This window comes from Streptomyces swartbergensis (assembly GCF_002148965.1).
In the GTDB taxonomy this organism is placed as follows: Bacteria; Actinomycetota; Actinomycetes; order Streptomycetales; family Streptomycetaceae; genus Streptomyces; species Streptomyces swartbergensis.
In genome coordinates, this window is sequence record NZ_NGFN01000047.1 from 1 (window position 1) to 23,372 (window position 23,372).

Annotated in this window: 21 protein-coding genes; 16 read left to right on the forward strand and 5 right to left on the reverse strand. The window is 71.8% G+C overall.

The annotated features are described in order from the left end of the window. Position 1 precedes the first annotated feature (1 nt). The 6 genes from CA983_RS10760 to CA983_RS10785 all read left to right on the forward strand — a co-directional run bounded on the left by CA983_RS10760 (position 2) and on the right by CA983_RS10785 (position 8,127). A complete protein-coding gene (locus CA983_RS10760) occupies positions 2–838 on the forward strand; it encodes a TrmH family RNA methyltransferase (protein WP_086600657.1) in 837 nt (278 codons plus the stop codon). A gap of 54 nt (positions 839–892) precedes the next feature. Next, positions 893–2,035 carry a sensor histidine kinase gene (locus CA983_RS10765; RefSeq protein WP_086600658.1) on the forward strand — a complete coding sequence of 381 codons (1,143 nt, stop codon included), beginning with the start codon at positions 893–895 and terminating at the stop codon, positions 2,033–2,035. A gap of 129 nt (positions 2,036–2,164) precedes the next feature. Beyond that, positions 2,165–3,292 carry a phenylalanine--tRNA ligase subunit alpha gene (gene pheS, locus CA983_RS10770; protein WP_086600659.1) on the forward strand — a complete coding sequence of 376 codons (1,128 nt, stop codon included), beginning with the start codon at positions 2,165–2,167 and terminating at the stop codon, positions 3,290–3,292. Beyond that, complete coding sequence (gene pheT / locus CA983_RS10775; protein ID WP_086600660.1) at positions 3,292–5,805, forward strand: phenylalanine--tRNA ligase subunit beta; 2,514 nt, start codon at positions 3,292–3,294, stop codon at positions 5,803–5,805. The genes pheS and pheT overlap by 1 nt, the downstream gene beginning before the upstream one ends. A gap of 327 nt (positions 5,806–6,132) precedes the next feature. Then, the gene (locus CA983_RS10780; protein ID WP_086600661.1) at positions 6,133–7,473 is read left to right on the forward strand and encodes an NsdA family TPR-like regulatory protein; all 1,341 of its coding nucleotides are present in this window, start codon (positions 6,133–6,135) and stop codon (positions 7,471–7,473) included. A gap of 108 nt (positions 7,474–7,581) precedes the next feature. Further along, positions 7,582–8,127, forward strand: a complete 546-nt coding sequence (locus tag CA983_RS10785; protein WP_086600662.1) for an NUDIX hydrolase — start codon at positions 7,582–7,584, stop codon at positions 8,125–8,127. A gap of 1 nt (position 8,128) precedes the next feature. Here the strand turns inward: CA983_RS10785 and CA983_RS10790 are convergent, their stop codons facing one another. Then, complete coding sequence (locus CA983_RS10790) at positions 8,129–8,386, reverse strand: hypothetical protein (RefSeq protein WP_010045250.1); 258 nt, start codon at positions 8,384–8,386, stop codon at positions 8,129–8,131. Between the two features lie 218 nt (positions 8,387–8,604). Beyond that, positions 8,605–9,480 carry a 3-hydroxybutyryl-CoA dehydrogenase gene (locus CA983_RS10795; RefSeq protein ID WP_086600663.1) on the reverse strand — a complete coding sequence of 292 codons (876 nt, stop codon included), beginning with the start codon at positions 9,478–9,480 and terminating at the stop codon, positions 8,605–8,607. Positions 9,481–9,660: 180 nt separating this feature from the next. On the opposite strand from CA983_RS10795, the gene CA983_RS10800 reads away from it, so the two are divergent. Then, positions 9,661–10,899, forward strand: coding sequence for a glycoside hydrolase family 10-like protein (locus CA983_RS10800; RefSeq protein WP_086600683.1), 1,239 nt, complete (start codon positions 9,661–9,663; stop codon positions 10,897–10,899). A gap of 1 nt (position 10,900) precedes the next feature. Here CA983_RS10800 and CA983_RS10805 read toward each other — a convergent pair whose 3' ends face one another. Together CA983_RS10805 and CA983_RS10810 are read right to left on the reverse strand one after the other, a co-directional pair. Further along, positions 10,901–11,101 (reverse strand): DUF1918 domain-containing protein, encoded by a 201-nt coding sequence (locus tag CA983_RS10805; protein ID WP_010045242.1) that lies wholly within the window; start codon positions 11,099–11,101, stop codon positions 10,901–10,903. Positions 11,102–11,196: 95 nt separating this feature from the next. Further along, positions 11,197–12,114, reverse strand: a complete 918-nt coding sequence (locus tag CA983_RS10810; protein WP_086600664.1) for a DMT family transporter — start codon at positions 12,112–12,114, stop codon at positions 11,197–11,199. On the opposite strand from CA983_RS10810, the gene CA983_RS10815 reads away from it, so the two are divergent. From CA983_RS10815 to CA983_RS10825, 3 genes are all read left to right on the forward strand, one after another. Further along, positions 12,113–13,549, forward strand: coding sequence for an aminotransferase-like domain-containing protein (locus CA983_RS10815; RefSeq protein WP_086600665.1), 1,437 nt, complete (start codon positions 12,113–12,115; stop codon positions 13,547–13,549). The genes CA983_RS10810 and CA983_RS10815 overlap by 2 nt on opposite strands. A 39-nt stretch (positions 13,550–13,588) precedes the next feature. Next, a complete protein-coding gene (locus CA983_RS10820) occupies positions 13,589–14,029 on the forward strand; it encodes a GNAT family N-acetyltransferase (protein WP_086600666.1) in 441 nt (146 codons plus the stop codon). Between the two features lie 73 nt (positions 14,030–14,102). Next, a complete protein-coding gene (locus CA983_RS10825; RefSeq protein WP_086600667.1) occupies positions 14,103–14,696 on the forward strand; it encodes a histidine phosphatase family protein in 594 nt (197 codons plus the stop codon). Positions 14,697–14,908: 212 nt separating this feature from the next. Here the strand turns inward: CA983_RS10825 and CA983_RS10830 are convergent, their stop codons facing one another. Next, positions 14,909–15,361 (reverse strand): DUF6314 family protein, encoded by a 453-nt coding sequence (locus tag CA983_RS10830; protein WP_086600668.1) that lies wholly within the window; start codon positions 15,359–15,361, stop codon positions 14,909–14,911. 137 nt (positions 15,362–15,498) lie between these two features. On the opposite strand from CA983_RS10830, the gene CA983_RS10835 reads away from it, so the two are divergent. The 6 genes from CA983_RS10835 to CA983_RS10860 all read left to right on the forward strand — a co-directional run bounded on the left by CA983_RS10835 (position 15,499) and on the right by CA983_RS10860 (position 23,367). Then, positions 15,499–17,982, forward strand: coding sequence for an alpha-L-arabinofuranosidase C-terminal domain-containing protein (locus CA983_RS10835; protein WP_086600669.1), 2,484 nt, complete (start codon positions 15,499–15,501; stop codon positions 17,980–17,982). 221 nt (positions 17,983–18,203) lie between these two features. Then, on the forward strand, positions 18,204–18,989 hold the full coding sequence (locus CA983_RS10840; RefSeq protein ID WP_244206783.1) for a tetratricopeptide repeat protein: 786 nt from the start codon (positions 18,204–18,206) through the stop codon (positions 18,987–18,989). 76 nt (positions 18,990–19,065) lie between these two features. Continuing rightward, entirely contained in the window at positions 19,066–20,094 is a 1,029-nt protein-coding gene (gene argC, locus CA983_RS10845; RefSeq protein WP_086600671.1) for an N-acetyl-gamma-glutamyl-phosphate reductase, read from the forward strand. Next, positions 20,091–21,242, forward strand: coding sequence for a bifunctional glutamate N-acetyltransferase/amino-acid acetyltransferase ArgJ (gene argJ, locus CA983_RS10850; RefSeq protein WP_086600672.1), 1,152 nt, complete (start codon positions 20,091–20,093; stop codon positions 21,240–21,242). Before argC ends, argJ begins: the two co-directional genes overlap by 4 nt. Then, the gene (gene argB / locus CA983_RS10855; RefSeq protein WP_086600673.1) at positions 21,239–22,168 is read left to right on the forward strand and encodes an acetylglutamate kinase; all 930 of its coding nucleotides are present in this window, start codon (positions 21,239–21,241) and stop codon (positions 22,166–22,168) included. The genes argJ and argB overlap by 4 nt, the downstream gene beginning before the upstream one ends. After that, positions 22,165–23,367, forward strand: a complete 1,203-nt coding sequence (locus CA983_RS10860; RefSeq protein ID WP_086600674.1) for an acetylornithine transaminase — start codon at positions 22,165–22,167, stop codon at positions 23,365–23,367. The genes argB and CA983_RS10860 overlap by 4 nt, the downstream gene beginning before the upstream one ends. Positions 23,368–23,372 lie beyond the last annotated feature (5 nt).

A 23,372-nucleotide genomic window follows, 5' to 3' on the forward strand; every position in this document is an offset into this window, starting at 1 on the left:
CATCTCCCCGCGTTCCCCCCGCGTCGCCGCCGCGCGGCGGCTGGCGAAGCGGAACTTCCGGGGGAAGGAGCGGCTGTTCCTCGCCGAGGGGCCACAGGCGGTCCGGGAGGCCGCCGGGCACCTGGCCGGGGGCGCGGCCACGCTCGTGGAGCTGTTCGCCACGCTGGAGGCCGCCGAGCGGTACGCCGACATCGTGGGCGCGGCCCGGGACGCCGGCGCCCGGGTGCACCTCGCCTCCGAGCAGGTCATCGCCGACATCTCCACCACCGTCACCCCGCAGGGCCTCGTCGGCGTCTGCCGGTTCCTCGACACGCCCTTCGAAGAGGTCCTCGCGGCACGCCCCCGGCTCGTCGCCCTCCTCGCCAACGTCCGCGATCCGGGCAACGCCGGGACCGTGCTGCGCTGCGCCGACGCCGCCGGTGCCGAGGCCGTCGTGCTGACCGACGCCTCCGTCGACGTGTACAACCCCAAGGCCGTCCGTGCCTCCGTCGGCTCCCTGTTCCACCTGCCCGTCGCCGTCGGCGTCCCCGTGGAGCAGGCGGTCGAAGGGCTGCGGGCCGCCGGTGTCCGGGTCCTGGCCGCCGACGGGGCCGGCGACCGCGACCTCGACGACGAGCTCGACAAGGGCACCATGGGCGGGCCGACCGCCTGGCTCTTCGGGAACGAGGCCTGGGGCCTGCCGGAGGAGACCCGCGCCCTCACGGACGCCGTCGTCCGCGTCCCGATCCACGGGAAGGCCGAGAGCCTGAACCTCGCCACCGCCGCCGCCGTATGTCTCTATGCGTCGGCGCGTGCACAGCGCGCCGCCGGAGGGTGCCGCTCCGTCACCGGGAACTAGTAGGGTGACCAGCTCGGGGACCCCTCTGTGGAGCCTTGGAGGTGGGGTACGGGGATGAGCGTCGGCACGAGCAGCGCACCGGGGGCCCAGGACGCCGGGAGCCCGCCCGCCGCGTCCCGGCCACACGGTGATCTCGCCGGCCTCGGCATCGACCCCGACATGCTGCCCGACGGACTCGTCGTCGCCGACGAGCAGGGCCGGGTCGTCTGCTTCAACGCCGCCGCCGAGCGCATCACCGCCGTCCGCGCCCGGGACGCCCTCGGACAGCCCCTGGAGAAGGCCCTGCCATTAGAGGATCTGGAGGGGCGACGCTGGTGGCAGCTGACCGACCCGTACGGCGGCCTCGCGATCCGGGTCGGACAGCCCGAGCGCAACCTCCTCCTCCCCGGCGGCCGTGAGGTGCTGGTCTCCGCGCGCTACGTCCGCACCCGGCCCACCGGCCCCCTCCGGCGCCTCGTCGTCACCCTGCGCGACACCGAGGCCCGCCGCCGCACCGAGCGCAGCCACGCCGAGCTGATCGCCACCGTCGCCCACGAACTGCGCTCCCCGCTCACCTCCGTCAAGGGCTTCACCGCCACCCTGCTCGCCAAGTGGGAACGCTTCACCGACGACCAGAAGCGGCTGATGCTGGAGACCGTCGACGCCGACGCCGACCGGGTCACCCGGCTCATCGCCGAGCTGCTCGACATCTCGCGGATCGACTCCGGCCGCCTGGAGGTGCGCCGCCAGCCCGTCGACATCGGCGCCGCCGTCGGACGGCACATCCAGGCCTACGTCGCCGCCGGGCAATCCGCCGACCGGTTCCTGCTGCGCGTCCAGCAGCCGCTGCCCGACCTGTGGGCCGACCCCGACAAGATCGACCAGGTGCTCAGCAACCTCCTGGAAAACGCCGTGCGCCACGGCGAGGGAACTGTCACCATCGACGTCACGGCCACGGCGTCCCCCCGCGAGGGCGAGGACATCGGCACGTCGGTCACGGTGAGCGACGAGGGGCCCGGCATCCCGGAGGAGTCCATGAACCGCGTCTTCACCCGCTTCTGGCGGGGCAGCAAGCGCGGCGGCACGGGCCTCGGGCTCTACATCGTCAAGGGCATCGTCGAGGCCCACGGCGGCACCATCACGGTCGGCCGCGCCCCCGGCGCAGGCGCCGAGTTCCGATTTACGTTGCCCGTGAGCGCTCCGGCCTATCTCGCCTGAGCAGCCCGCGGGCGCATTCGTATACCTCCACCCCGTTAGACTCGGCCATTGGCACCTTTGTGTCCCGCAGACGGCCATCGGAGTCGGTGACGGGGACCTTCAGCCAGCCAATCGGAAGCACGGGAAGAGATGTCGGCACCGAATAAGTCGTACGACCCTGTAGAGGTCGAGGCGTTGAAACCGGAAGAGATCGAGCGCATGCGGGACGAGGCGCTCGCCGCCTTCGCCGCCGCGGACTCCCTCGACGCGCTCCACGAGGCCAAGGTCGCCCACACCGGCCCCGCCTCCCCGCTGGCCCTCGCCAACCGCGAGATCGGCGCCCTGCCCCCGCACGCCAAGGCCGACGCCGGCAAGCGCGTGGGGCAGGCCCGCGGCGCCGTGAACAAGGGCCTCGCCGCCCGCCAGGCGGAACTGGAGGCCGAGCGGGACGCCCGTGTGCTGGTTGAGGAGGCGGTGGACGTCACGCTGCCCTACGACCGCGTACCGGCCGGCGCCCGGCACCCGCTCACCACGATGATGGAGCGGGTCGCGGACGTCTTCGTGGCCATGGGTTACGAGGTCGCCGAAGGGCCGGAGGCCGAGGCGGAGTGGTTCAACTTCGACGCCCTCAACTTCCTGCCCGACCACCCGGCCCGGCAGATGCAGGACACGTTCTTCGTGCAGGGCCCGAAGGGCACCGAGGAGTCCGGGTCCGGCGTCGTCCTGCGCACGCACACCTCCCCGGTGCAGGCCCGCGCCCTGCTCGACCGTGAGCTGCCGGTCTACATCGTCTGCCCCGGCCGGGTGTTCCGCACCGACGAGCTGGACGCCACGCACACGCCCGTCTTCCACCAGATCGAGCTGCTCGCGATCGACGAGGGCCTGACCATGGCGGACCTCAAGGGCACCCTGGACCACATGGTGCAGTCCCTGTTCGGCGCGGACATGAAGACCCGGCTGCGGCCGAACTACTTCCCCTTCACCGAGCCCAGCGCCGAGATGGACATGCTCTGCTACGTCTGCAAGGGCGAGTCCATCGGCAACCCCGACCGGCCCTGCCGCACCTGCTCGTCCGAGGGCTGGATCGAGCTCGGCGGCTGCGGCATGGTCAACCCGCGGGTGCTCACCGCCTGCGGCGTCGACCCCGAGAAGTACAGCGGGTTCGCCTTCGGGTTCGGCATCGAGCGGATGCTGATGTTCCGCCACAACGTCGAGGACATGCGAGACATGGTCGAGGGTGACGTCCGGTTCACCCGGCCGTTCGGGATGGAGATCTGATGCGGGTCCCGCTTTCTTGGCTGCGGGAGTACGTCGACCTGCCGGCGACGGAATCCGGCCGCGACGTCCAGGAGAAGCTCGTCTCGGCCGGTCTCGAGGTCGAGACCGTCGAGCAGCTCGGCGCCGACCTCAAGGGCCCGCTGGTGGTCGGCCAGGTGGCGACCATCGAGGAGCTGACGGAGTTCAAGAAGCCGATCCGCTTCTGCACCGTCGACGTCGGCCAGGCCAACGGCTCCGGCGAGCCCCAGGAGATCGTCTGCGGCGCCCGCAACTTCGCCGTCGGCGACAAGGTCGTCGTGGCGCTGCCGGGTGCCGTCCTGCCCGGTGACTTCCAGATCGCCGAGCGCAAGACCTACGGCAAGATGTCCCGCGGCATGATCTGCTCCAGCGACGAGCTGAACATGGGCGACGACGGTACCAAGGGCATCATCGTGCTCCCCCCGGAGACCGAGGTCGGCAAGAACGCGGTCGAGCTGCTGGAGCTGGTCGACGAGGTCCTCGACATCGCCGTCACGCCCGACCGCGGCTACTGCCTGTCCATCCGCGGCGTCGCCCGCGAGACCGCCATCGCCTACGGCCTGCCGCTGCGCGACCCGGCCCTGCTCGACGTGCCCGCCCCGAACGCGTACGGGTACCCGGTGCGGATCTCCGACCCCACCGGCTGCGACCGCTTCACGGCCCGCACGGTCACCGGCCTGAGCGCCGAGGCCCGCTCGCCGATCTGGCTCCAGCGCCGGCTCCAGAAGGTCGGCATGCGCCCGATCTCGCTCGCCGTCGACGTCACCAACTACGTGATGATGGAGCTCGGCCAGCCGCTGCACGCCTACGACCGCGGCCTGGTCCAGGGCACCATCGGCGTGCGCCGGGCCGAGCCGGGCGAGAAGCTCACCACCCTCGACGGGGTCGAGCGCACGCTGGACGCCGAGGACCTGGTGATCACCGACGACCGCGGCCCGATCGGGCTCGCCGGCGTCATGGGCGGCGCGAACACGGAGATCGCCGACCACGACAGCGTGGAGAACGCCACGGCGGACGTCGTCATCGAGGCCGCCCACTTCGACGCGGTGTCGATCGCCCGCACGGCCCGCCGGCACAAGCTGTCCTCCGAGGCGTCCCGGCGCTTCGAGCGCGGCGTCGACCCGCAGGCCGCCGCTGCCGCCGCGCAGCGCACGGTCGACCTGCTGGTCCTCCTCGCGGGCGGCACCGCCGAGGCCGGCGTCACCGAGGTGATCGCGCCGACCGCGCCCCGCACCATCTCCATCCCGGCCGACCACCCGGACAAGGTCGCGGGTGTCGCGTACGGCCGGGAGACCGTCGTACGACGGCTCCAGGAGATCGGCTGTGACGTGTACGGGCAGGACGAGCTGATCGTCACCGTGCCGTCCTGGCGCCCCGACCTCACCGACCCGAACGACCTGGCCGAAGAGGTCATCCGCCTGGAGGGCTACGAGAACCTGCCCTCCACGCTGCCCAAGCCGCCGGCCGGCCGTGGCCTGACGAACCGGCAGCGACTGCACCGCCGCGTCGGCCGGGCCCTGGCCGGTGCCGGGTACGTCGAGGCGCTGAACTACCCGTTCATCGGCGAGCAGGTCTTCGACCAGCTCGGCCTCGAAGAGGGCGACCCGGCCCGCCGCGTCGTCAAGCTCAGCAACCCGCTGAGCGACGAGGAGCCCGCGCTGCGCACGACGCTGCTGCCGGGTCTGCTGGCCGCCCTGCGGCGCAACGACGGCCGGGGCTCGCACGACCTCGCGCTGTTCGAGACCGGTCTGGTCTTCAAGCCGCGCGAGGAGCAGCGGATCGCCGCGGTGCTGCCCGTCGACCGCCGCCCGACCGACGAGGAGCTCGCCGAGCTGAACGCGGCGCTGCCCGAGCAGCCGCGGCACGCCGCCGTCGTTCTCGCCGGTGCGCGTGAGCAGGCCGGCTGGTGGGGCAAGGGCCGTCCGGCCGACTGGGCCGACGCGGTCGAGGCGGCGCGTTCCGTCGCCCATGAGGCGGGCGCCGAGCTGATCATCCGCAAGGGGCAGTACGGGCCGTGGCACCCCGGGCGGTGCGCCGAGCTGGCGATCGCCGTGGACGGTGCCGAGCGGGTCGTGGGCCACGCGGGGGAGCTGCACCCGCGCGTGGTGAAGGCACTGGGGCTGCCGGCGCGTACCTGTGCGATGGAGATCGACCTGGACGCGGTGGAGTCGGCTGGTGAGGCCACGGTGAAGGCGCCGCGGATCTCCACGTTCCCGGTCGCCACGCAGGATGTCGCCCTGGTCGTCGACGCGGTTGTTCCGGCGGCGGAGGTCGAGGAGGCCTTGCGTGACGGTGCCGGGGAACTGCTGGAGTCGATCCGGTTGTTCGACGTGTACGAGAACGCCGAGCAGTTGGGGGAGGGCCGGAAGTCGCTCGCGTATGCGTTGCGGTTCCGGGCCGCTGACCGGACGTTGACGGTGGATGAGGCGTCGGCGGCCCGGGACGCGGCGGTGGCCCTTGCGGGTGAACGCGCAGGGGCTGAGTTGCGGAGTTAGCGCCGTGGGGAACTGCGCTGCTTCGCCGGCCGCGGGTTGGTGGTGGCTGGTCGCGCAGTTCCCCGCGCTCCTACAGGGCGGGGCCGGCGGTGCCGTCCGCCCCGCCACGGAGTGTCGGGCAGGCGGCTGGGCGGACGGCGGAAGCGGGCCGCCGCACTGTACGAGGGGGAGCCGGCGGCCCGGCCGGCCTCTTGCGAGGCATTTCAGTCAACCGGCCGGCGACGGAGAGCGACAGCGCGCACACGGCGCGGATTCGAGCACTCCGTTCACACCCCGTGTGAAGGCGGAGCCACTAATCTGGCCGCACCGAGCCACCGGGGGGCCCACATGCAGCCCAACACTCTGCTCGACGCGATCCTGGACGAGGCCGGGATCTCGCACGCGGGGCTGGCCGCACATGTCAACCAGGCGGGACGGGCGCGCGGCCTGTCCCTGAGGTACGAACACACCGCCGTCGCCCGGTGGTTGAAGGGGCAGCGTCCCCGGGGCCAGGTGCCCGACCTGATCTGCGAGGTGCTCGCGGCCCGGTTGCGGCGGCAGGTGACCCTCGACGACATCGGCCTGGGCGTGCCCGGTGAGCCGTCCGCTCCGCACACCGGCTCGCTGTCCGGCTTCGTCGAGCGGGCCACCGCCCTGTGGCGCTCCGACCAGCAGCAGCGCCCGCACATCCTGGGCGCGCCCGCCCTCACCGGCACGCCCGCCGTCATGCCGGTGTGGGAGTGGGAGAACCCGCCCGAGGACGTGGACGTCTCCCGCGGCGGCAGACACCAGGTCACCCCGGGCGACCTGGAGATGCTGCGGGCCGCCCGTACGCACTACGAGCAGATGTACCGCAAGGCCGGGGGCATCGCGACACGGGCCCGCATCGTCGGCTTCCTCAACGCCGAGGCCGCGCCGCTGCTGCGCGGCAGCTACACCGATGAGACCGGGCGCCAACTGCACCGGGCCACGGGCGGGTTGGTGGCCGTCGCCGGGATCTGCGCCTACGACTCCGACGCGCACGGCCTCGCCCAGCGGTACTTCCACCAGGCCCTGCGGCTCGCCAAGGCCAGCGGCGACCGGGGACTCGGCGCCTACATCATCGCGCTGCTGGTCAACCAGTCGCTGTTCATGCGGGAGTACCGGCAGGCCGTCGCCTTCGCGGAGGCCGCGCTGCGAGCCGCCGGCAAGCACATCACCCCGGCGCTCGCCTCCGACCTGTACGCGATGCAGGCCAAGGCGTACGCGCATCTCGGCGACGGCGGCAGCGCCCTGTCCTGCATCCGGCGGGCCGAGCAGGCGGCCGAGCGCATCCGGCGCGGCTACGAGCCCGACGAGACCGGCTATGTCCAGCCGGGGCTGGTCAACGTCCAGGTGGCGGAGGCGCTGCTCAGTCTCGGGGAGATCGCGGCCGCCGGGGAGCACGCCGCGGCCGCGGTCGACAACCCGGCGCACGACCGCGGCCGGGTGCACCGGCTGGCCATGCTCAGCACGATCGAGCTGCGGCAGGGCAACGCGGACAAGGCCGTGGTCATCGCCGTGCAGATGGCCGAGCAGGCCCGCGGCATGGAGTCCCAGCGGCTGCGCGACCGGCTGCGCGCGGTGCGGGAGCACCTGGTGCGCAGCGGCTGCGCGGGCACGGCCGAGGCCGCGGAACTCATCGACGGGGCACTGCGCGTACCGTTGTAGACCCCGGGCGACGGGCGCCCGCGTCATCCCGAGCGACGTCCCGTGCGCCTGCTGTCACTCCATCCCTGCTGCGATATTGCCACTTACTCGACGGAAGGTGGCAGAACCGTGCAGTGGACGAAACACAACGAACAAGCTGTGTACTCAAACCGCTGGTTCAGCGTCAATCTCGCGGATGTCGAACTGCCGGACGGCCGGCACCTCGACCACTTCCTCATACGGCTGCGGCCCGTTGCCGTGGCCACGGTCGTGAACGAGGCCAACGAGGTGCTGCTGCTGTGGCGGCACCGCTTCATCACCGACAGCTGGGGGTGGGAACTCGCGGCGGGCGTCGTCGAGGACGGCGAGGACGTCGCCCGCGCGGCCGCCAGGGAACTGGAGGAGGAGACCGGCTGGCGGCCGGGACCCCTGCGCCACCTCATGAGCGTGGAGCCGTCCAACGGGCTCACCGACGCCCGGCACCACGTGTACTGGGCCGACGAGGGCGAGTACGTCGGGCACCCCGTGGACGACTTCGAGTCCGACCGCCGGGAATGGGTTCACCTCAAGCTCGTCCCCGACATGGTCGCCCGTGGGGAGGTCCCGGCCGCCAACATGGCGGCCGCGTTACTGCTGCTGCACCATCTCAGGCTCGGGCAGGACACGTTGCCCTGAGCTAGCGTCCCAGTGCCTGCCAGATCGCCACGACGAGGGCACCCACGGCGGTGAGGGCGGCGACCGCGGGCAGCGGCCAGCGCGCGTGTTCCAGTGAGTTGATCCGGGTGTTGAGCTCGTCGAGTTCCTTGGCGGTCTCCTCGGTGCGGTGGCTGAGCAGAGCCAGCCCGCCCTCGACACGGGCGTACGCCACATCGAGGCGGCGTCGTAACTCTGCGAGTTCTCCATGAACGACCGGATGCTCGGGATCGACGGTCACGAGTCCGCTCCTTTCCGTAGTGGTTGCACATCCCTTGCATGCGCATTGGGAGTCAACTCGCCTGGTGGGTGCCTGGGGAGAGTGTGCGACGGGCATATGCGAGCCCGGCGCGCACACGGTGTGTGAATGCCGCGGGCCCGGCACCAATTCCGGTGCCGGGCCCGCGGGTTGGCCGAATTCTGACCGTCCGTAATCAGCCTCGGGGGGGCGTGTGTGGGTCAGTCGTACGTGTAGAAGCCCGACCCCGTCTTGCGGCCCAGCCGGCCCGCGTCGACCATGCGCTGGAGGAGCGGGGGAGCGGCGTACAGGGGCTCCTTGTACTCCTCGTACATCGACTGGGCCACCGAGGCGACGGTGTCCAGGCCGATCAGGTCGGAGAGCTTCAGCGGGCCCATCGGGTGGGCGCAGCCCATCTCCATGCCGTTGTCGATGTCCTCGCGGCTGGCGATGCCCGTCTCGAACATCCGGATCGCGGAGAGCAGGTACGGGATCAGCAGCGCGTTCACCACGAAGCCGGAGCGGTCCTGAGCGCGGATCGCGTGCTTGCCCAGCACCTTCTCGGTGAACAGCTGGGCCCGGCTGATCGTGCCCTCGGACGTGGTGAGGGCCGGGATCAGCTCGACGAGCTTCTGCACCGGGGCCGGGTTGAAGAAGTGGATGCCGATGACCTGGTCGGGCCGCGAGGTCGCCACCGCCAGCTTCACCAGCGGGATGGAGGAGGTGTTGGAGGCCAGGATGGCGTCGGGCCGGGTCACGACCTGGTCGAGCACCTGGAAGATCTCGGTCTTGACCTGCTCGTTCTCGACGACGGCCTCGATCACCAGGTCGCGGTCGGCGAACTCGCCGAGGTCCGTGGTGAAGCTCAGGCGGGCCTGTGTGGCCTCCAGCTCCTCCTCGGTGATCTTGCCGCGCTCGGCCGCCTTGGCCAGGGAGTTGAACAGCCGGGTCCGGCCGATCTCCAGGGCCTCGCCGGTGGTCTCGGCGACCATGACGTCCAGACCGGACCGGGCGCACACCTCGGCGATCCCCGCGCCCATCTGACCGCAGCCCACGACTCCGACGCGTGCAATGTCTCCCGCTGGGGTGTCCGTCACATCGTCCCTTTCGCTGCTGATCCACTTCTGGGCAGGTGCCCCGGGTTCCGGTGCCTGCTCCGTTCGTGCACGTTACTCCCAAGTATCGATGATCGATCGCGGGGGTCGGGTCCGCTTCGGGCATGCTGGGCGCGGAGCGATCCGCGACCGGGCGGATCCGCGGCTTTTTGGGGCATGCGGATGGGACGAGTGTCACGCAGGGCGTTCGCGGTGGCGGCGCTGTCGGCTTTCACGATGATGCCTCCGGCTTCGGCCGCGCCCAAGCGGGACGGCAGGCGCGACGGCAGGGCGGCCTCCGAGATGCGGGGCGTGTGGCTGGCCACCGTGGCCAACCGCGACTGGCCGTCGAAGCCGGGGCTGACCGCCACGCAGCAGCGGGCCGAGCTGATCACCCACCTCGACAGGGCGGTCCGCAACCGGCTCAACACCGTGGTCTTCCAGGTCCGGCCCACGGCGGACGCCCTGTGGCCCTCGCCGTACGAACCGTGGTCGCAGTACCTCACCGGCACCCAGGGCAAGGACCCCGGCTGGGACCCGCTGGGCACGGCCGTGGAGGAGGCCCACGCCCGCGGCCTGAAGCTGCACGCCTGGTTCAACCCGTACCGGGTCGCCGCCCACGCCGACCCGACCCGGCTCGCCGACGGCCACCCCGCCCGCATGAACCCGGACTGGGTGGTGACCTACGGCGGGAAGCTCTACTACAACCCCGGGCTGCCCGAGGTCCGGGCCTTCGTGCAGCACGCGATGCTCGACGCGGTGGAGAAGTACCCGGTGGACGGCGTCCACTTCGACGACTACTTCTACCCGTACCCGGTGGCGGGCCAGAGCTTCGACGACGACTTGGCCTACGACGAGTACGGCGCCGGCTTCCCGAACCGAGCCGCGTGGCGGCGCGACAACATCGACAAGCTCGTCCGGGAGACGGCCGACCGCATCAAGCAGGTCCGGCCCGGCACGCCCTTCGGCATCAGCCCCTTCGGCGTCTGGCGCAACGCCGCCACCGACTCGCGCGGCTCGGACACCCGGGCGGGCGTGCAGACCTACGACGACCTGCACGCGGACACCCGCAAGTGGGTGCGCGAGAGCTGGATCGACTACATCGTCCCGCAGCTGTACTGGAACATCGGCTTCGCCGCCGCCGACTACGCCAAACTGGTGCCCTGGTGGGCGGAGGTCGCGCGCGGCACCTCGACGCAGCTCTACGTGGGGGAGGCGCTGTACAAGGCCGGTGACCCGGCGCAGCCCGCGGCCTGGCAGGACCCGGCCGAGCTGTCCCGGCACCTGACGCTGGCCAAGGAGCACGCGCAGGTGCGCGGGCACGTCTTCTTCGCCGCCAAGGACATGGCGACCGATCGGATCGGGGCGATGGCGAGGGTGGTCGCCGACCACTACGGGCAGCCGGCGCCGCCGCCGCGCTGAATCACGGCCCGGTGGTGGTCTCCCGGTGCCGGATCTCGGTGTCGGGTCCCGGCGAGCACACGCCCTCGTGCCCGTCCTCGAACCGGACGCGGTACGGGGGGTTGCCCTCCTGGCCCAGCACTTCGACGATCTCGCCGACCTTGTCGTGCTGACCGACCACCCTGCCGTGCTGGACAAGCTGGTCGCCCACGGTTGCGCGCATCTGGGGCCTCCTCACGGTGTGTGGAGCAGCGGTCCGCGTGGCCTTTCGAGTCTACGGCCGGGGGCGCCGCTCGGCAGGGGCCGGGCGTGCCCCGCTCAGCCGCGCGCCCGTTGTGTGACGGCGATGCAGACCAGCACCGCCGCGGCTGTCAGCGGGGCGGCCACCGTCAGGTGCTCGCCCAGCAGCAGCACCGACCACACCAGTGTGAGCAGGGGCTGAGCGAGCTGCAACTGGCTGGCCTTCGGGATGCCGATGGCCGCCATGCCCCGGTACCAGACGACCAGTCCGAGGAACTGTGAGCCCGCCGCGACCCACAGCAGCCCGGTGACGCTGTGCGCGGTCAGATGCACGGGTTCCCGCGTCAGCGCGAACGCGGCGACGGGCACGGTCAGTGGCAGGCACAGCACCAGCGCCCAGCCGATGACGTGCCAGCCCGGCATGACCCGGGCCAGCCGGCCGCCCTCGGTGTAGCCGGCCGCGCACACCAGCAGCGCCGCGAAGAGGTACACGTCGGACGTGCTCAGGGCGCCGCCGCTCTGCTGCACGGTGAAGGCCAGCACCGCCGCCGCGCCGGCGAGGGCCGCCGCCCAGAAGGTGCGCGAGGGGCGGGTGCCGACGCGCAGGGCGGAGAAGACAGCGGTGGTCAGGGGGAGCAGTCCGACCACGACGGCGGCGTGCGCGGTGGTCGAGGTCTCCAGCGCGAGCGTGGTCAGCAGCGGGAAACCGAGCACGACACCGGCCGCCACGACCGCCAGGCCGAACCAGTGGCGGCGGGCGGGCAGCGGGACGCGCAGCGCCAGTAGCGCACCGCCCGCGATCACCGCGGCCAGGACGCTGCGTACGGCGACGAGCGACCAGGGCCCGAAGCCCTCCAGGCCCCAGGCGGTGGCGGGGAAGGTGAGGGAGAAGGCGATGACGCCGAGGCCGGCCTGGAGGGTGCCGAGGCCGGGCCGCTCCCGCTCCGTGGCGACTGCTATCCGGGGTGCAGTAGTAGCGCTACTCTGTGCTCTCATGCAAGAGCGTAGCAGCGTCGTTGAACTGGCGGAACAGCTACGGCGGGAGCTCGACCGCTACTCGCCGGGTGGAAAGCTGCCGTCGAGCCGGGCCCTGGTCGAGCGGTTCCGGGTGAGCCCCGTGACCGTGTCGCGGGCGCTGGCGCAGCTCGCCGCCGAGGGGCTGGTGGTCACCCGGCCCGGCGCGGGCGCGTTCCGCGCGCAGGCCCGGACGGCACCGGCTCCCGCCGGGGACACCTCCTGGCAGGAGGTCGCGCTCAGCGCGGACGGTGCCGCCGACCTCGTACCGCGCTCGGTGGACGCCTCCGGGGTGCTGGTCTCGCTGGCCGCCCCGCCGCCCGGCGTGATCGAGTTCAACGGCGGCTATCTGCACCCGTCGTTGCAGCCGGAGCGGGCGATGGCCGCCGCTCTGTCGCGCGCCGGACGCCGTCCCGGCGCCTGGGGGCGCCCGCCCATGGAGGGGCTGCCGGAGCTGCGGGAGTGGTTCGCGCGGGGCATCGGCGGGTCCTTCACGGCCGCCGAGGTGCTGGTCACCGCGGGCGGGCAGTCCGCGCTCACCACCGCCCTGCGCGCCCTCGCCCCGCCCGGCGCCCCCGTCCTCGTCGAGTCGCCGACCTACCCCGGCATGCTCGCCATCGCCCGTGCCGCGGGCCTGCGCCCGGTGCCCGTCCCGGTGGACGCGGACGGCGTGAAACCGGCGCTGCTCGCCGACGCGTTCCGGGCCACGGGCGCCCCTGCCTTCGTCTGCCAGCCGCTCTTCCAGAACCCCACCGGTGCCGTGCTCGCGCCCGAGCGGCGCGGCGAGGTGCTGCGCATCGCCCGCGCGGCGGGCGCGTTCGTCGTCGAGGACGACTTCGTACGGCGGCTCGTGCACGAGGACGCGGGGCCGCTGCCGCGCCCGCTGGCCGCCGACGACCCCGACGGTGTCGTCGTCCACGTCTGCTCGCTGACCAAGGCGACCTCGCCGAGCTTCCGGGTGAGCGCCCTGGCCGCGCGCGGCCCGGTCCTGGAGCGGCTGCGCGCCATCCAGGTCGTCGACACCTTCTTCGTGCCCCGGCCCCTTCAGGAGGCGGCACTCGAACTCGTCGGCTCGCCCGCCTGGCCGCGCCATCTGCGAGCCGTGTCCGCCGAGTTGAGGGCGCGCCGGGACGCGATGACCGCCGCGCTCACGTCGCACCTGCCGGAACTCGCCCTGCCGCACGTGCCGTCCGGTGGCTACCACCTGTGGCCGCGCCTGCCCGACGGTACGGACGAGGCGGCCCTGACCTCCGCCGCCCTGCGCGCGGGCGTCGCCATCACCCCCGGCCGCCCCTACTTCAGCGCCGAACCGCCGGCCCCCCACGTCCGGCTGAGCTTCGCGGCGGTCGCCGGGACCGGGGAGATCGCGGAGGGCGTACGGCGGCTGCGCGCTGCCTGCGACGAGGTGCTGGGATAAGCGTTCGACGCGTGGGCGTCGACCTGCAAACATCCCGGCATGACCGACACGCCGAGCCTGCCCGAGGGCTACGAGATCTCCACCGACCCCGCCCGCGTCGACGCCGAGCGGGTCCACCACTGGCTGTCCACCGACGCGTACTGGGCGCTGGGCCGCCCGCCCGAGAAGCAGGACCGGGCGATCCACGGGTCGCTCAACTTCGGCGTGTACGAGACGGTGTCGGGCGAGCAGGTGGCGTACGCCCGGGTCATCACGGACCGGGCGACCTTCGCGTGGCTGTGCGACGTGTACGTCGACCCGTCGGCGCGCGGCAAGGGGGTCGGCACCGCGCTCGTGGCGGCCGTACGGGACGAGCTGCGGGAGTACGGGGTACCGCGCGTGCTGCTCGCCACGCACGACGCGCACGGGGTCTACGAGAAGCTCGGGTTCGCGGCGCTGGAGCGGCCCGAGCACTGGATGGCTCTCATCTTCGGCCGGTGAGGGGCGGCGCACCCTGGGTAACTCCTGGGTAACACCTCTTGACCTGCGCACTTGCGGCACCCACCATCGCCGCATGCCACTTCGGGTCACGTTCGTCGCCGCCGCGCGCAGCTCCCCGCTGCTCGCCGAGCGCTTCGAGGACGACCGGCCGCTGGACCAGGCCGGCTGGGGTGAGGTGGAGCGCGTCGCCCGCGAACTGCTGCCGCTCGCGGCGGCCGAGCTGCGCTACTGCTCGCCGACCCCGCGCAGCCGTGCGACGGGCGAGGGGCTCGGGTACGCGCCGCTCGTGCAACTCGGCCTGCGGGATTGCGACATGGGCCGGTGGCGCGGGCTGACCCTGGGCGAGGCGATGGCCCGGGAGCCGGAGGCGGTGGACGCGTGGCTCGCCGACCCGCGCGCCACACCGCACGGCGGTGAGTCGCTGGTGGACTTCATCACCCGCGTCGGCGGCTGGCTGGACACCCGGCCCGTCGAGGACGGCTGCCGGGTCGTGGCGGTCGCCGAGCCGTCCGTGATCCGTGCCGCCGTGGTGTATGCCCTGAAGGCACCGCCCTCGACGTACTGGAACATCGACGTCCGCCCGCTGTCGACGACCTCCGTGACGGGCCGGGCGGGGCGCTGGAACCTGCGCTTCGACGGGGTGTCGGCTCAGACGTCGCGCGCGTAGCCGGTTCGGACTTCGTGCGTGCGTAGCCGGCTCGGACTGGCTCGGGCGTCGCGTGCGTAGCGGTTTCAGGCCTCGCGGGCGTAGCCGGTTCACAGTTCGCGGGCGTAGCCGTTTCGGACGTCGCGGGCGTAGCCGGTTTCAGACCTCGCGTGCCTAGCCGGTGCGCAGTTCGCGGGCGTAGCCGTTTCAGGCGTCGCGGGCGTAGGCCGGTTTCAGGCCTCGCGTGCGTAGTCGGTGCGCAGGACGAGGTCCTTGGCCGGGCCGCGTACGTGCCACACCGTCCGCCAGTGGTCCGCGTCGCGGACGGTGAACTCGCCGCGGCAGAGGTCCGCCGCGCAGGGGTGGTCGGCGACGTGCCGTCCGGACGTCAGGTCGAGGTCGTGGAACGGCCGCCCGTCCGCGAACCGCACGTCCGCCGTGCCGCCCGGGCCGGGCAGGAACCGCAGCGTCCGCTCGGCGGGCCGGGCGACGCCCTGCCAGACGAAGGTGCCGGACTCGTGGTGCAACAGTCCGCCGTCCTCCCCGCCCTCCTCCTCCGCGGCGAACACGGTGGCTCCGGAGAACTCCCCTTGCTCGCCGCTCGCGAGATCCCGCACCGACCGGGCCACGCGCCAGCGCCCGGCCAGATACGCCAGTACGTCCGGCACTGGCCAGAACTCGCCCATCCCGTACCGCTCTCCGTCCCAACGGTTGCTGCGCGACCCATTGACGCGCATCCGCCCCCTCCCTATCTTGCCGTTCGAAGTGCTGATCAATGTCTGATATTTCGAACACTCCTCTACCAGAGAGCCGCGGAGTATCCATGCCACGCACCGCCCGCACGCGATGGAGAGTCGGTCTCACGACCACGGCCCTCCTGACGGCAGCAGCCCTCGTACCGGCCCCCGCGCACGCCGAGGACGTCACCGACTACGCGATCACCGTCGACCCGTCCGCCAAGGGCGCGGCGATCGACGACACGATGTACGGCGTCTTCTTCGAGGACATCAACCGCGCCGCCGACGGCGGTCTGTACGCCGAGCTCGTGCAGAACCGCTCCTTCGAGTACTCCACCGCCGACAACGGCTCCTACACGCCCCTGACCTCGTGGACGGTCGGCGGCACGGCCGAGGTCGTGAACGACTCGGGCCGCCTCAACGAGCGCAACCGCAACTACCTGTCCCTGGGCGCCGGTTCCTCCGTCACGAACGCCGGCTACAACACCGGCATCCGGGTCGAGCAGGGCAAGAAGTACGACTTCTCCGTGTGGGCCCGCGCCGAGAGCGGCAGCACGCTCACCGTCTCCCTCAAGGACACGGCGGGCACGCTGGCGACCGCCCGGCAGGTGGCCGTCAAGGGCGGCTGGGCCAAGTACAAGGCCACGTTCACCGCGACCCGCACCAGCAACCGCGGCCGCCTCGCCGTCGCCTCGGCGAACGCCGCCGCGCTCGACGAGATATCGCTCTTCCCGCGCGACACCTACAAGAATCAGCCCAACGGCCTGCGCAAGGACCTCGCCGAGAAGATCGCCGCCCTCAAGCCGGGCTTCGTGCGCTTCCCCGGCGGCTGCCTGGTCAACACCGGCTCCATGGAGGACTACAGCGAGGCCTCGAACTGGCAGCGCAAGCGCAGCTACCAGTGGAAGGACACCATCGGTCCGGTAGAGCAGCGCGCCACCAACTCCAACTTCTGGGGCTACAACCAGAGCTACGGCCTCGGCTACTACGAGTACTTCCGCTTCTCCGAGGACATCGGCGCCATGCCGCTGCCCGTCGTCCCCGCCCTGGTGACCGGCTGCGGCCAGAACAAGGCCACCGACGACGACGCCCTGCTCAAGCGGCACATCCAGGACACCCTCGACCTCATCGAGTTCGCCAACGGCCCGGCGACCTCCAAGTGGGGCAAGGTCCGGGCGCAGATGGGCCACCCCAAGCCCTTCCACCTGACCCACATCGGCGTCGGCAACGAGGAGAACCTCCCCAAGGAGTTCTTCGCCCGCTTCGAGCAGTTCCGGGCCGCCATCAAGGCCAAGTACCCGGACATCACCGTCATCTCCAACTCGGGCCCGGACGACGCCGGCACGACCTTCGACACCGCCTGGCAGCTCAACCGCGAGGGCAACGTCGACATGGTCGACGAGCACTACTACAACAGCCCGACCTGGTTCCTGCAGAACAACGACCGCTACGACTCCTACGACCGCAAGGGCCCCAAGGTCTTCCTCGGCGAGTACGCCTCGCAGGGCAACGCCTGGAAGAACGGCCTGTCCGAGGCCGCCTTCATGACCGGCCTGGAACGCAACGCGGACATCGTCAAGCTGGCCTCCTACGCCCCGCTGCTCGCCAACGAGGACTACGTCCAGTGGCGGCCGGACATGATCTGGTTCAACAACCGGGCCTCCTGGAACTCGGCCAACTACGAGGTCCAGAAGCTGTTCATGACCAACGTCGGCGACCGCGTGGTCCCCTCGAAGGCCACGACCACGCCGAACGTCAGCGGCCCGATCACCGGTGCCGTCGGCCTGTCGACGTGGGCGACCAGCGCCGCGTACGACGACGTGAAGGTCACCTCCGCGGACGGCTCGACGCTGCTCAGCGACGACTTCTCCGGTGACGCCTCGAAGTGGACCACCAGCGGCCGGGGCAGCTGGAGCATCCAGGACGGGCAGTACGTCCAGAGCGACACCGCGGCCGAGAACACCATGGTCACGGCGGGCGACCCGGCCTGGAAGGACTACGACCTGCATGTGAAGGCCACCAAGAAGTCCGGCAAGGAGGGCTTCCTCGTCGCCTTCGGCGTCAAGGACACCGGCAACTACTACTGGTGGAACCTGGGCGGCTGGAACAACACCCAGTCCGCGATCGAGCAGGCCGTCGACGGCGGCAAGGGCACGCTGATGACGAAGGCCGGGTCGATCGAGACCGGCCGCGCCTACGACATCGACATCAAGGTCCGCGGCCGTCAGGTCACCCTGTTCCTGGACGGCAAGGAGTGGGGCAGCTTCAAGGACGACAAGCCGGCCGAGCCGTTCCGCCAGGTCGTCACCAAGGACGCCGCGACCGGTGACCTGATCGTCAAGGTCGTCAACGCCCAGTCCGCCGAGGCCCGCACGGCCGTCGACCTGGGTGGCGCCAAGGTCGCTTCCACGGCCCGCGTGACCACGCTGGCCGCCGAGGAGGACGCCGTCAACACGGAGACGGACACGCCGGTGACGCCGGTGACGTCCACCTTCCGTGGCGTGGCCGCGAAGTTCACCTACACCTTCCCGGCGAACTCCGTCACCTTCCTGCGGATCAAGCAGAGGTAGCGGGACTCGCGTGGGCCGCCGTCCCCGGCGCGGCGGCCCACGACGTGGCGCGTCTTCCGTAGCAGAGCCCGCGGCGAAACCCTCGGCACGCGCCTGCCCCAGGGCACGCGGCACCTCGACCGAGGAAGCTCGACACTTCCTCGAACGGGCGTGCGCAGTGTCCGTATGCTCCGGGCATGAGACTCTTTCGGCCGCGCGGCCGAATCAGCGGTGGGCCGTCGATGCGATCCCCCGTGGCCCAGGCCATCGCCCTCTACGAGGCCGGGCGCTATTCCGAGGCGGAGGCCGAGGCCCGAGCCGTGGCTGCGGCCCGGCCCCGGCGGCGCGACGACACGCACGCACCGCTGGCGCTGGGCATCGCGGCGCTGGCGACGGGTGCCCAGGGTCGCCACGCCGAGGCCGTCACGGCGTACGACGCACTGATGCCGGTCTTCGGCAGGATATTCGGCGCCGAACACCCGCAGACCCTGAAACTGCGGTCGGACCGCGCCCAGGCGCTGAGCGCGCTCGCCCGGTATGCCGAATGCGAGGCGGAGTGCGCGGCCGTCGCCCGGGCCGCGACCCGCGGCACAGGTCCGGAGATGCCGCGGATAGCAGCGGCCGCCCGCAACGGACTGATCTATGCCCTCAACGCACAGGGCCGCCATCCGGAGGCCGAGGCGCTCGCCTGTGAGGCCCTCGCCGCCCATCGTGTACCGGACCGGTTCGGCCTGGTCCTGCGGCTCGGCCTGGCCCGCAGTCTCCAGGGCCAGGCCCGCCACGAGGAGGCTCTCGCCGAGGCGGAGCGCGCCGACGAGCTGCGCCGCAGCCTGCCGGAGGAGCAGTGCCGCCCCGAGGCCGGCGCCGTCGAGCTCGCCCTGGCCGCCGCCCTTCTGGGGCTGAGCCGCGGCACCGAGGCCCGCACTCGCGCCGTGGCCGCCCTCGACGCCTGCCTGTCCGCCTTCGGCTCGCACCACTACCGCACCTCCGAGGCCCGGGCACTGCTCGACCGCGTCGACAGCGCCTGACCAGGGAGAGGACGATTCCAGGATTGCATAAACGTGCAGAGAGCCGTATAGTCATGCCCTCTAAGGAGGAGGTTCCATGGCGGTACGTGCGGCAGTGGCCGGAGCGAGTGGATACGCGGGCGGGGAACTGCTGCGTCTGCTCCTGGCACACCCCGAGGTCGAGATCGGTGCCCTGACCGGCAACTCCAACGCGGGGCAGAGGCTCGGTGCGCTCCAGCCGCACCTGCTGCCCGTGGCCGGGCGAGTGCTCCAGGAGACCACCCCCGAGGTCCTCGCCGGGCACGACGTCGTGTTCCTCGCGCTGCCCCACGGGCAGTCCGCCGCCGTCGCCGAGAAGCTCGGGCCGGACGTGCTGGTGATCGACATGGGCGCCGACTTCCGGCTGACGGACGCCGCCGCCTGGGAGAAGTTCTACGGCTCCGCGCACGCTGGAACCTGGCCCTACGGCCTTCCCGAACTGCCGGGCGCCCGCGCCGCGCTGGAGGGGTCCAGGCGCGTCGCGGTGCCCGGTTGCTATCCCACGGCCGTGTCGCTGGCGCTCTTCCCGGCGTACGCTGCCGGGCTCGCCGAGCCCGAGGCCGTGATCGTCGCCGCGTCCGGCACCTCCGGCGCGGGCAAGGCGCCCAAGCCGCACCTGCTGGGCAGCGAGGTCATGGGCTCGATGTCCCCGTACGGCGTCGGCGGCGGGCACCGGCACACCCCCGAGATCACCCAGAACCTCAGCGCGGCCGCCGGCGAGCCGGTCTCCGTCTCCTTCACGCCGACCCTCGCGCCGATGCCCCGCGGCATCCTCGCCACGTGCAGCGCCAAGGCGACCGGCGGGGTCACCGCCGAGTCCGTGCGCGCCGTCTACGAGAAGGCTTTCGCCGACGAGCCCTTCGTGCACCTGCTGCCGGAGGGACAGTGGCCCGCCACGGCGTCCGTCTACGGTTCGAACGCCGTTCAGGTGCAGGTCGCGTACGACGCGGACGCCGGACGGATCATCGTGATCAGCGCCATCGACAACCTCACCAAGGGCACCGCAGGCGGTGCCGTCCAGAGCATGAACATCGCCCTGGGGCTCGACGAGACCACCGGACTGACGACGATCGGAGTTGCGCCGTGAGTGTGACGGCAGCGAAGGGATTCACGGCGGCGGGCATCGCCGCCGGGATCAAGGAGAACGGCAACCCCGACCTGGCCCTCGTGGTCAACACCGGGCCCCGCCGCGCCGCCGCCGGCGTCTTCACCTCCAACCGCGTGAAGGCCGCCCCGGTCCTGTGGTCCGAGCAGGTCGTCAAGAGCGGTCAGGTGTCCGCCGTCGTCCTCAACTCCGGCGGCGCCAACGCCTGCACGGGCCCGAAGGGCTTCCAGGACGCGCACGCGACGGCCGAGAAGGTCGCCGAGGTCCTCGGGCGGGGCGCCATCGAGGTCGCCGTCTGCTCGACCGGCCTGATCGGCATCCTCCTGCCGATGGACAAGCTGCTCCCGGGGGTCGAGAAGGCAGCCGCTTCTCTGACTGAGCACGGCGGTGAGAAGGCCGCCATCGCCATCAAGACCACCGACACCGTCCACAAGACGTCCGTCGTCACCAAGGACGGCTGGACCGTCGGCGGCATGGCCAAGGGCGCGGGCATGCTCGCCCCCGGCCTCGCCACCATGCTCGTCGTCCTCACCACGGACGCGGCCCTGGACAACGACGTACTCGACAAGGCCCTGCGGGCGGCCACCCGGACGACCTTCGACCGGGTCGACTCCGACGGCTGCATGTCCACCAACGACACCGTGCTGCTGCTCGCCTCCGGTTCGGCCGAAGTCACCCCGGAGTACGACGAGTTCGCCGAGGCCGTTCGGCAGGTCTGCGACGACCTCGGGCAGCAGCTCATCCGGGACGCCGAGGGCGCCAGCAAGGACATCAAGGTCGAGGTGATCAACGCCGCGACCGAGGACGACGCCGTCGAGGTGGGCCGCTCCATCGCCCGCAACAACCTCCTCAAGTGCGCGATCCACGGCGAGGACCCCAACTGGGGCCGGGTGCTCTCCGCGATCGGCACCACGCAGGCCGCCTTCGAGCCGGACCGGCTCAACGTCGCCATCAACGGCGTCTGGGTGTGCAAGAACGGCGGCGTCGGCGAGGACCGCGACAAGGTCGACATGCGCTACCGCGAGGTGCACATCGTGGCCGACCTCGCCGCCGGGTCCGAGACCGCCACGATCTGGACCAACGACCTCACCGCGGACTACGTCCACGAGAACAGCGCGTACTCGTCATGAGCAGTGGATCGACGCGCAAGCACACCGCGCTGCCCAAGGCCCAGATCCTCATCGAGGCGCTGCCCTGGCTGGTCCGGCACAACGGCAAGACGGTCGTCATCAAGTTCGGCGGCAACGCCATGATCGACGAGGACCTGAAGGCCGCCTTCGCCCAGGACGTGGTCTTCCTGCACCACGCCGGCCTCAAGCCCGTCGTCGTGCACGGCGGCGGCCCGCAGATCAGCGCCGCCCTCGACCAGCACGGCATCGTCAGCGAGTTCAAGGCGGGCCTCAGGGTGACCACCGAGGACGCCATGGACGTCGTACGGATGGTGCTGGCCGGGCAGGTGCAGCGCGAGCTGGTCGGTCTGCTCAACCAGCACGGCCCGCTCGCCGTCGGACTGACGGGCGAAGACGCGCACACCATCACCGCCACCAAGCACCAGCCCGAGATCGACGGCGAACTCGTCGACATCGGGCGGGTGGGCGAGATCACCGCCATCGACACCGGCGCGATCGAGGCCCTGCTCGCCGACGGCCGCATCCCGGTCGTCTCGTCGATCGCCCGCTCCCAGGACGACGGACATGTCTACAACGTCAATGCTGATACGGCGGCTGCGGCACTCGCTGCTGCACTGGGCGCCGAAACCCTCATGGTCCTCACGGACGTCGAGGGACTCTACGAGGACTGGCCCCACAGCGACGAGGTGATCAGCCGCCTCACCGCCTCCGAGCTGGAGCGGCTGCTGCCGGACCTCTCGTCCGGCATGGTGCCGAAAATGGAGGGCTGCCTGCACGCCGTACGGGGCGGCGTCACCACCGCCCGGGTCATCGACGGCCGGGTCCAGCACTCGATCCTGCTGGAGATCTTCACCGACGAGGGGATCGGCACGATGGTCGTGGCCGACGAGAAGCCCGAGGGACCGGGCGGACAGGGGGAGTCGTGAGCAACCAGGAACTGACCGCGCGGTGGCAGGGCGCGCTCATGAACAACTACGGCACCCCGAGGCTCCCGCTCGTCCGCGGCGAGGGCACCAAGCTCTGGGACGCCGACGGCAAGCAGTACCTGGACTTCGTCGGCGGCATCGCGGTCAACGCGCTCGGCCACGCCCACCCGGCCGTCGTCGACGCCGTGAGCCGGCAGATCGCCTCCCTCGGCCATGTCTCCAACCTGTTCGTCGCCGAGCCGCCGGTCGCGCTCGCCGAGCGGCTGCTCCAGCTCTTCGGCCGCGACGGCAAGGTCTACTTCTGCAACTCCGGCGCCGAGGCGAACGAGGGCGCCTTCAAGATCGGCCGGCTCACCGGGCGGACCCACATGGTCGCGACCGAGGGCGGCTTCCACGGCCGCACCATGGGCGCCCTCGCGCTCACCGGCCAGCCCGGCAAGCGGGAACCCTTCCTGCCGCTGCCCGGCGACGTCACGCACGTCCCGTACGGCGACGCGCAGGCGCTGGCCGCCGCGGTGACGGACGAGACGGCCCTCGTCGTCATCGAGCCGGTCCAGGGCGAGAACGGGGCCGTGGTCCCGCCCGCCGGCTACCTCAAGGCCGCCCGGGCCATCACCGCCGCCACCGGCGCGCTGCTCGTCCTCGACGAGGTGCAGACCGGCGTCGGCCGGACCGGTAACTGGTTCGAGTACCAGGCCCACGAGGGCGTCCTGCCCGACGTCGTCACCCTCGCCAAGGGCCTCGGCGGCGGACTGCCGCTCGGCGCGACCGTCGCCTTCGGACGCGCGGCCGAGCTGCTCCAGCCCGGCCACCACGGCACGACCTTCGGCGGCAACCCCGTCGCCTGCGCCGCCGGGCTCGCCGTCCTCGACACCATCGAGAACGAGGGGTTGCTGCAGAACGTCAAGCGGCAGAGCGAGAAGTTGCGGGACGGGATCGAGGGCCTCGGTCACGAGTTGATCGATTTCGTCCGGGGCGCGGGTCTCCTCCTGGGTATCGTGCTCACCGAGCCGCTAGCGCCCCAGGTGCAGCAGGCGGCTCAGGACGCCGGCCTCCTGGTGAACGCGCCCGCTCCCGACGTCGTACGGCTCATGCCGCCGCTGAACATCGGCGACGACGAGGTGGACGCCTTCCTCCGGGCGCTGCCCGGTGTCCTCGACGCAAGCGCAGCCGACGGGGACGGACGATCCGGGGAATGAGACGA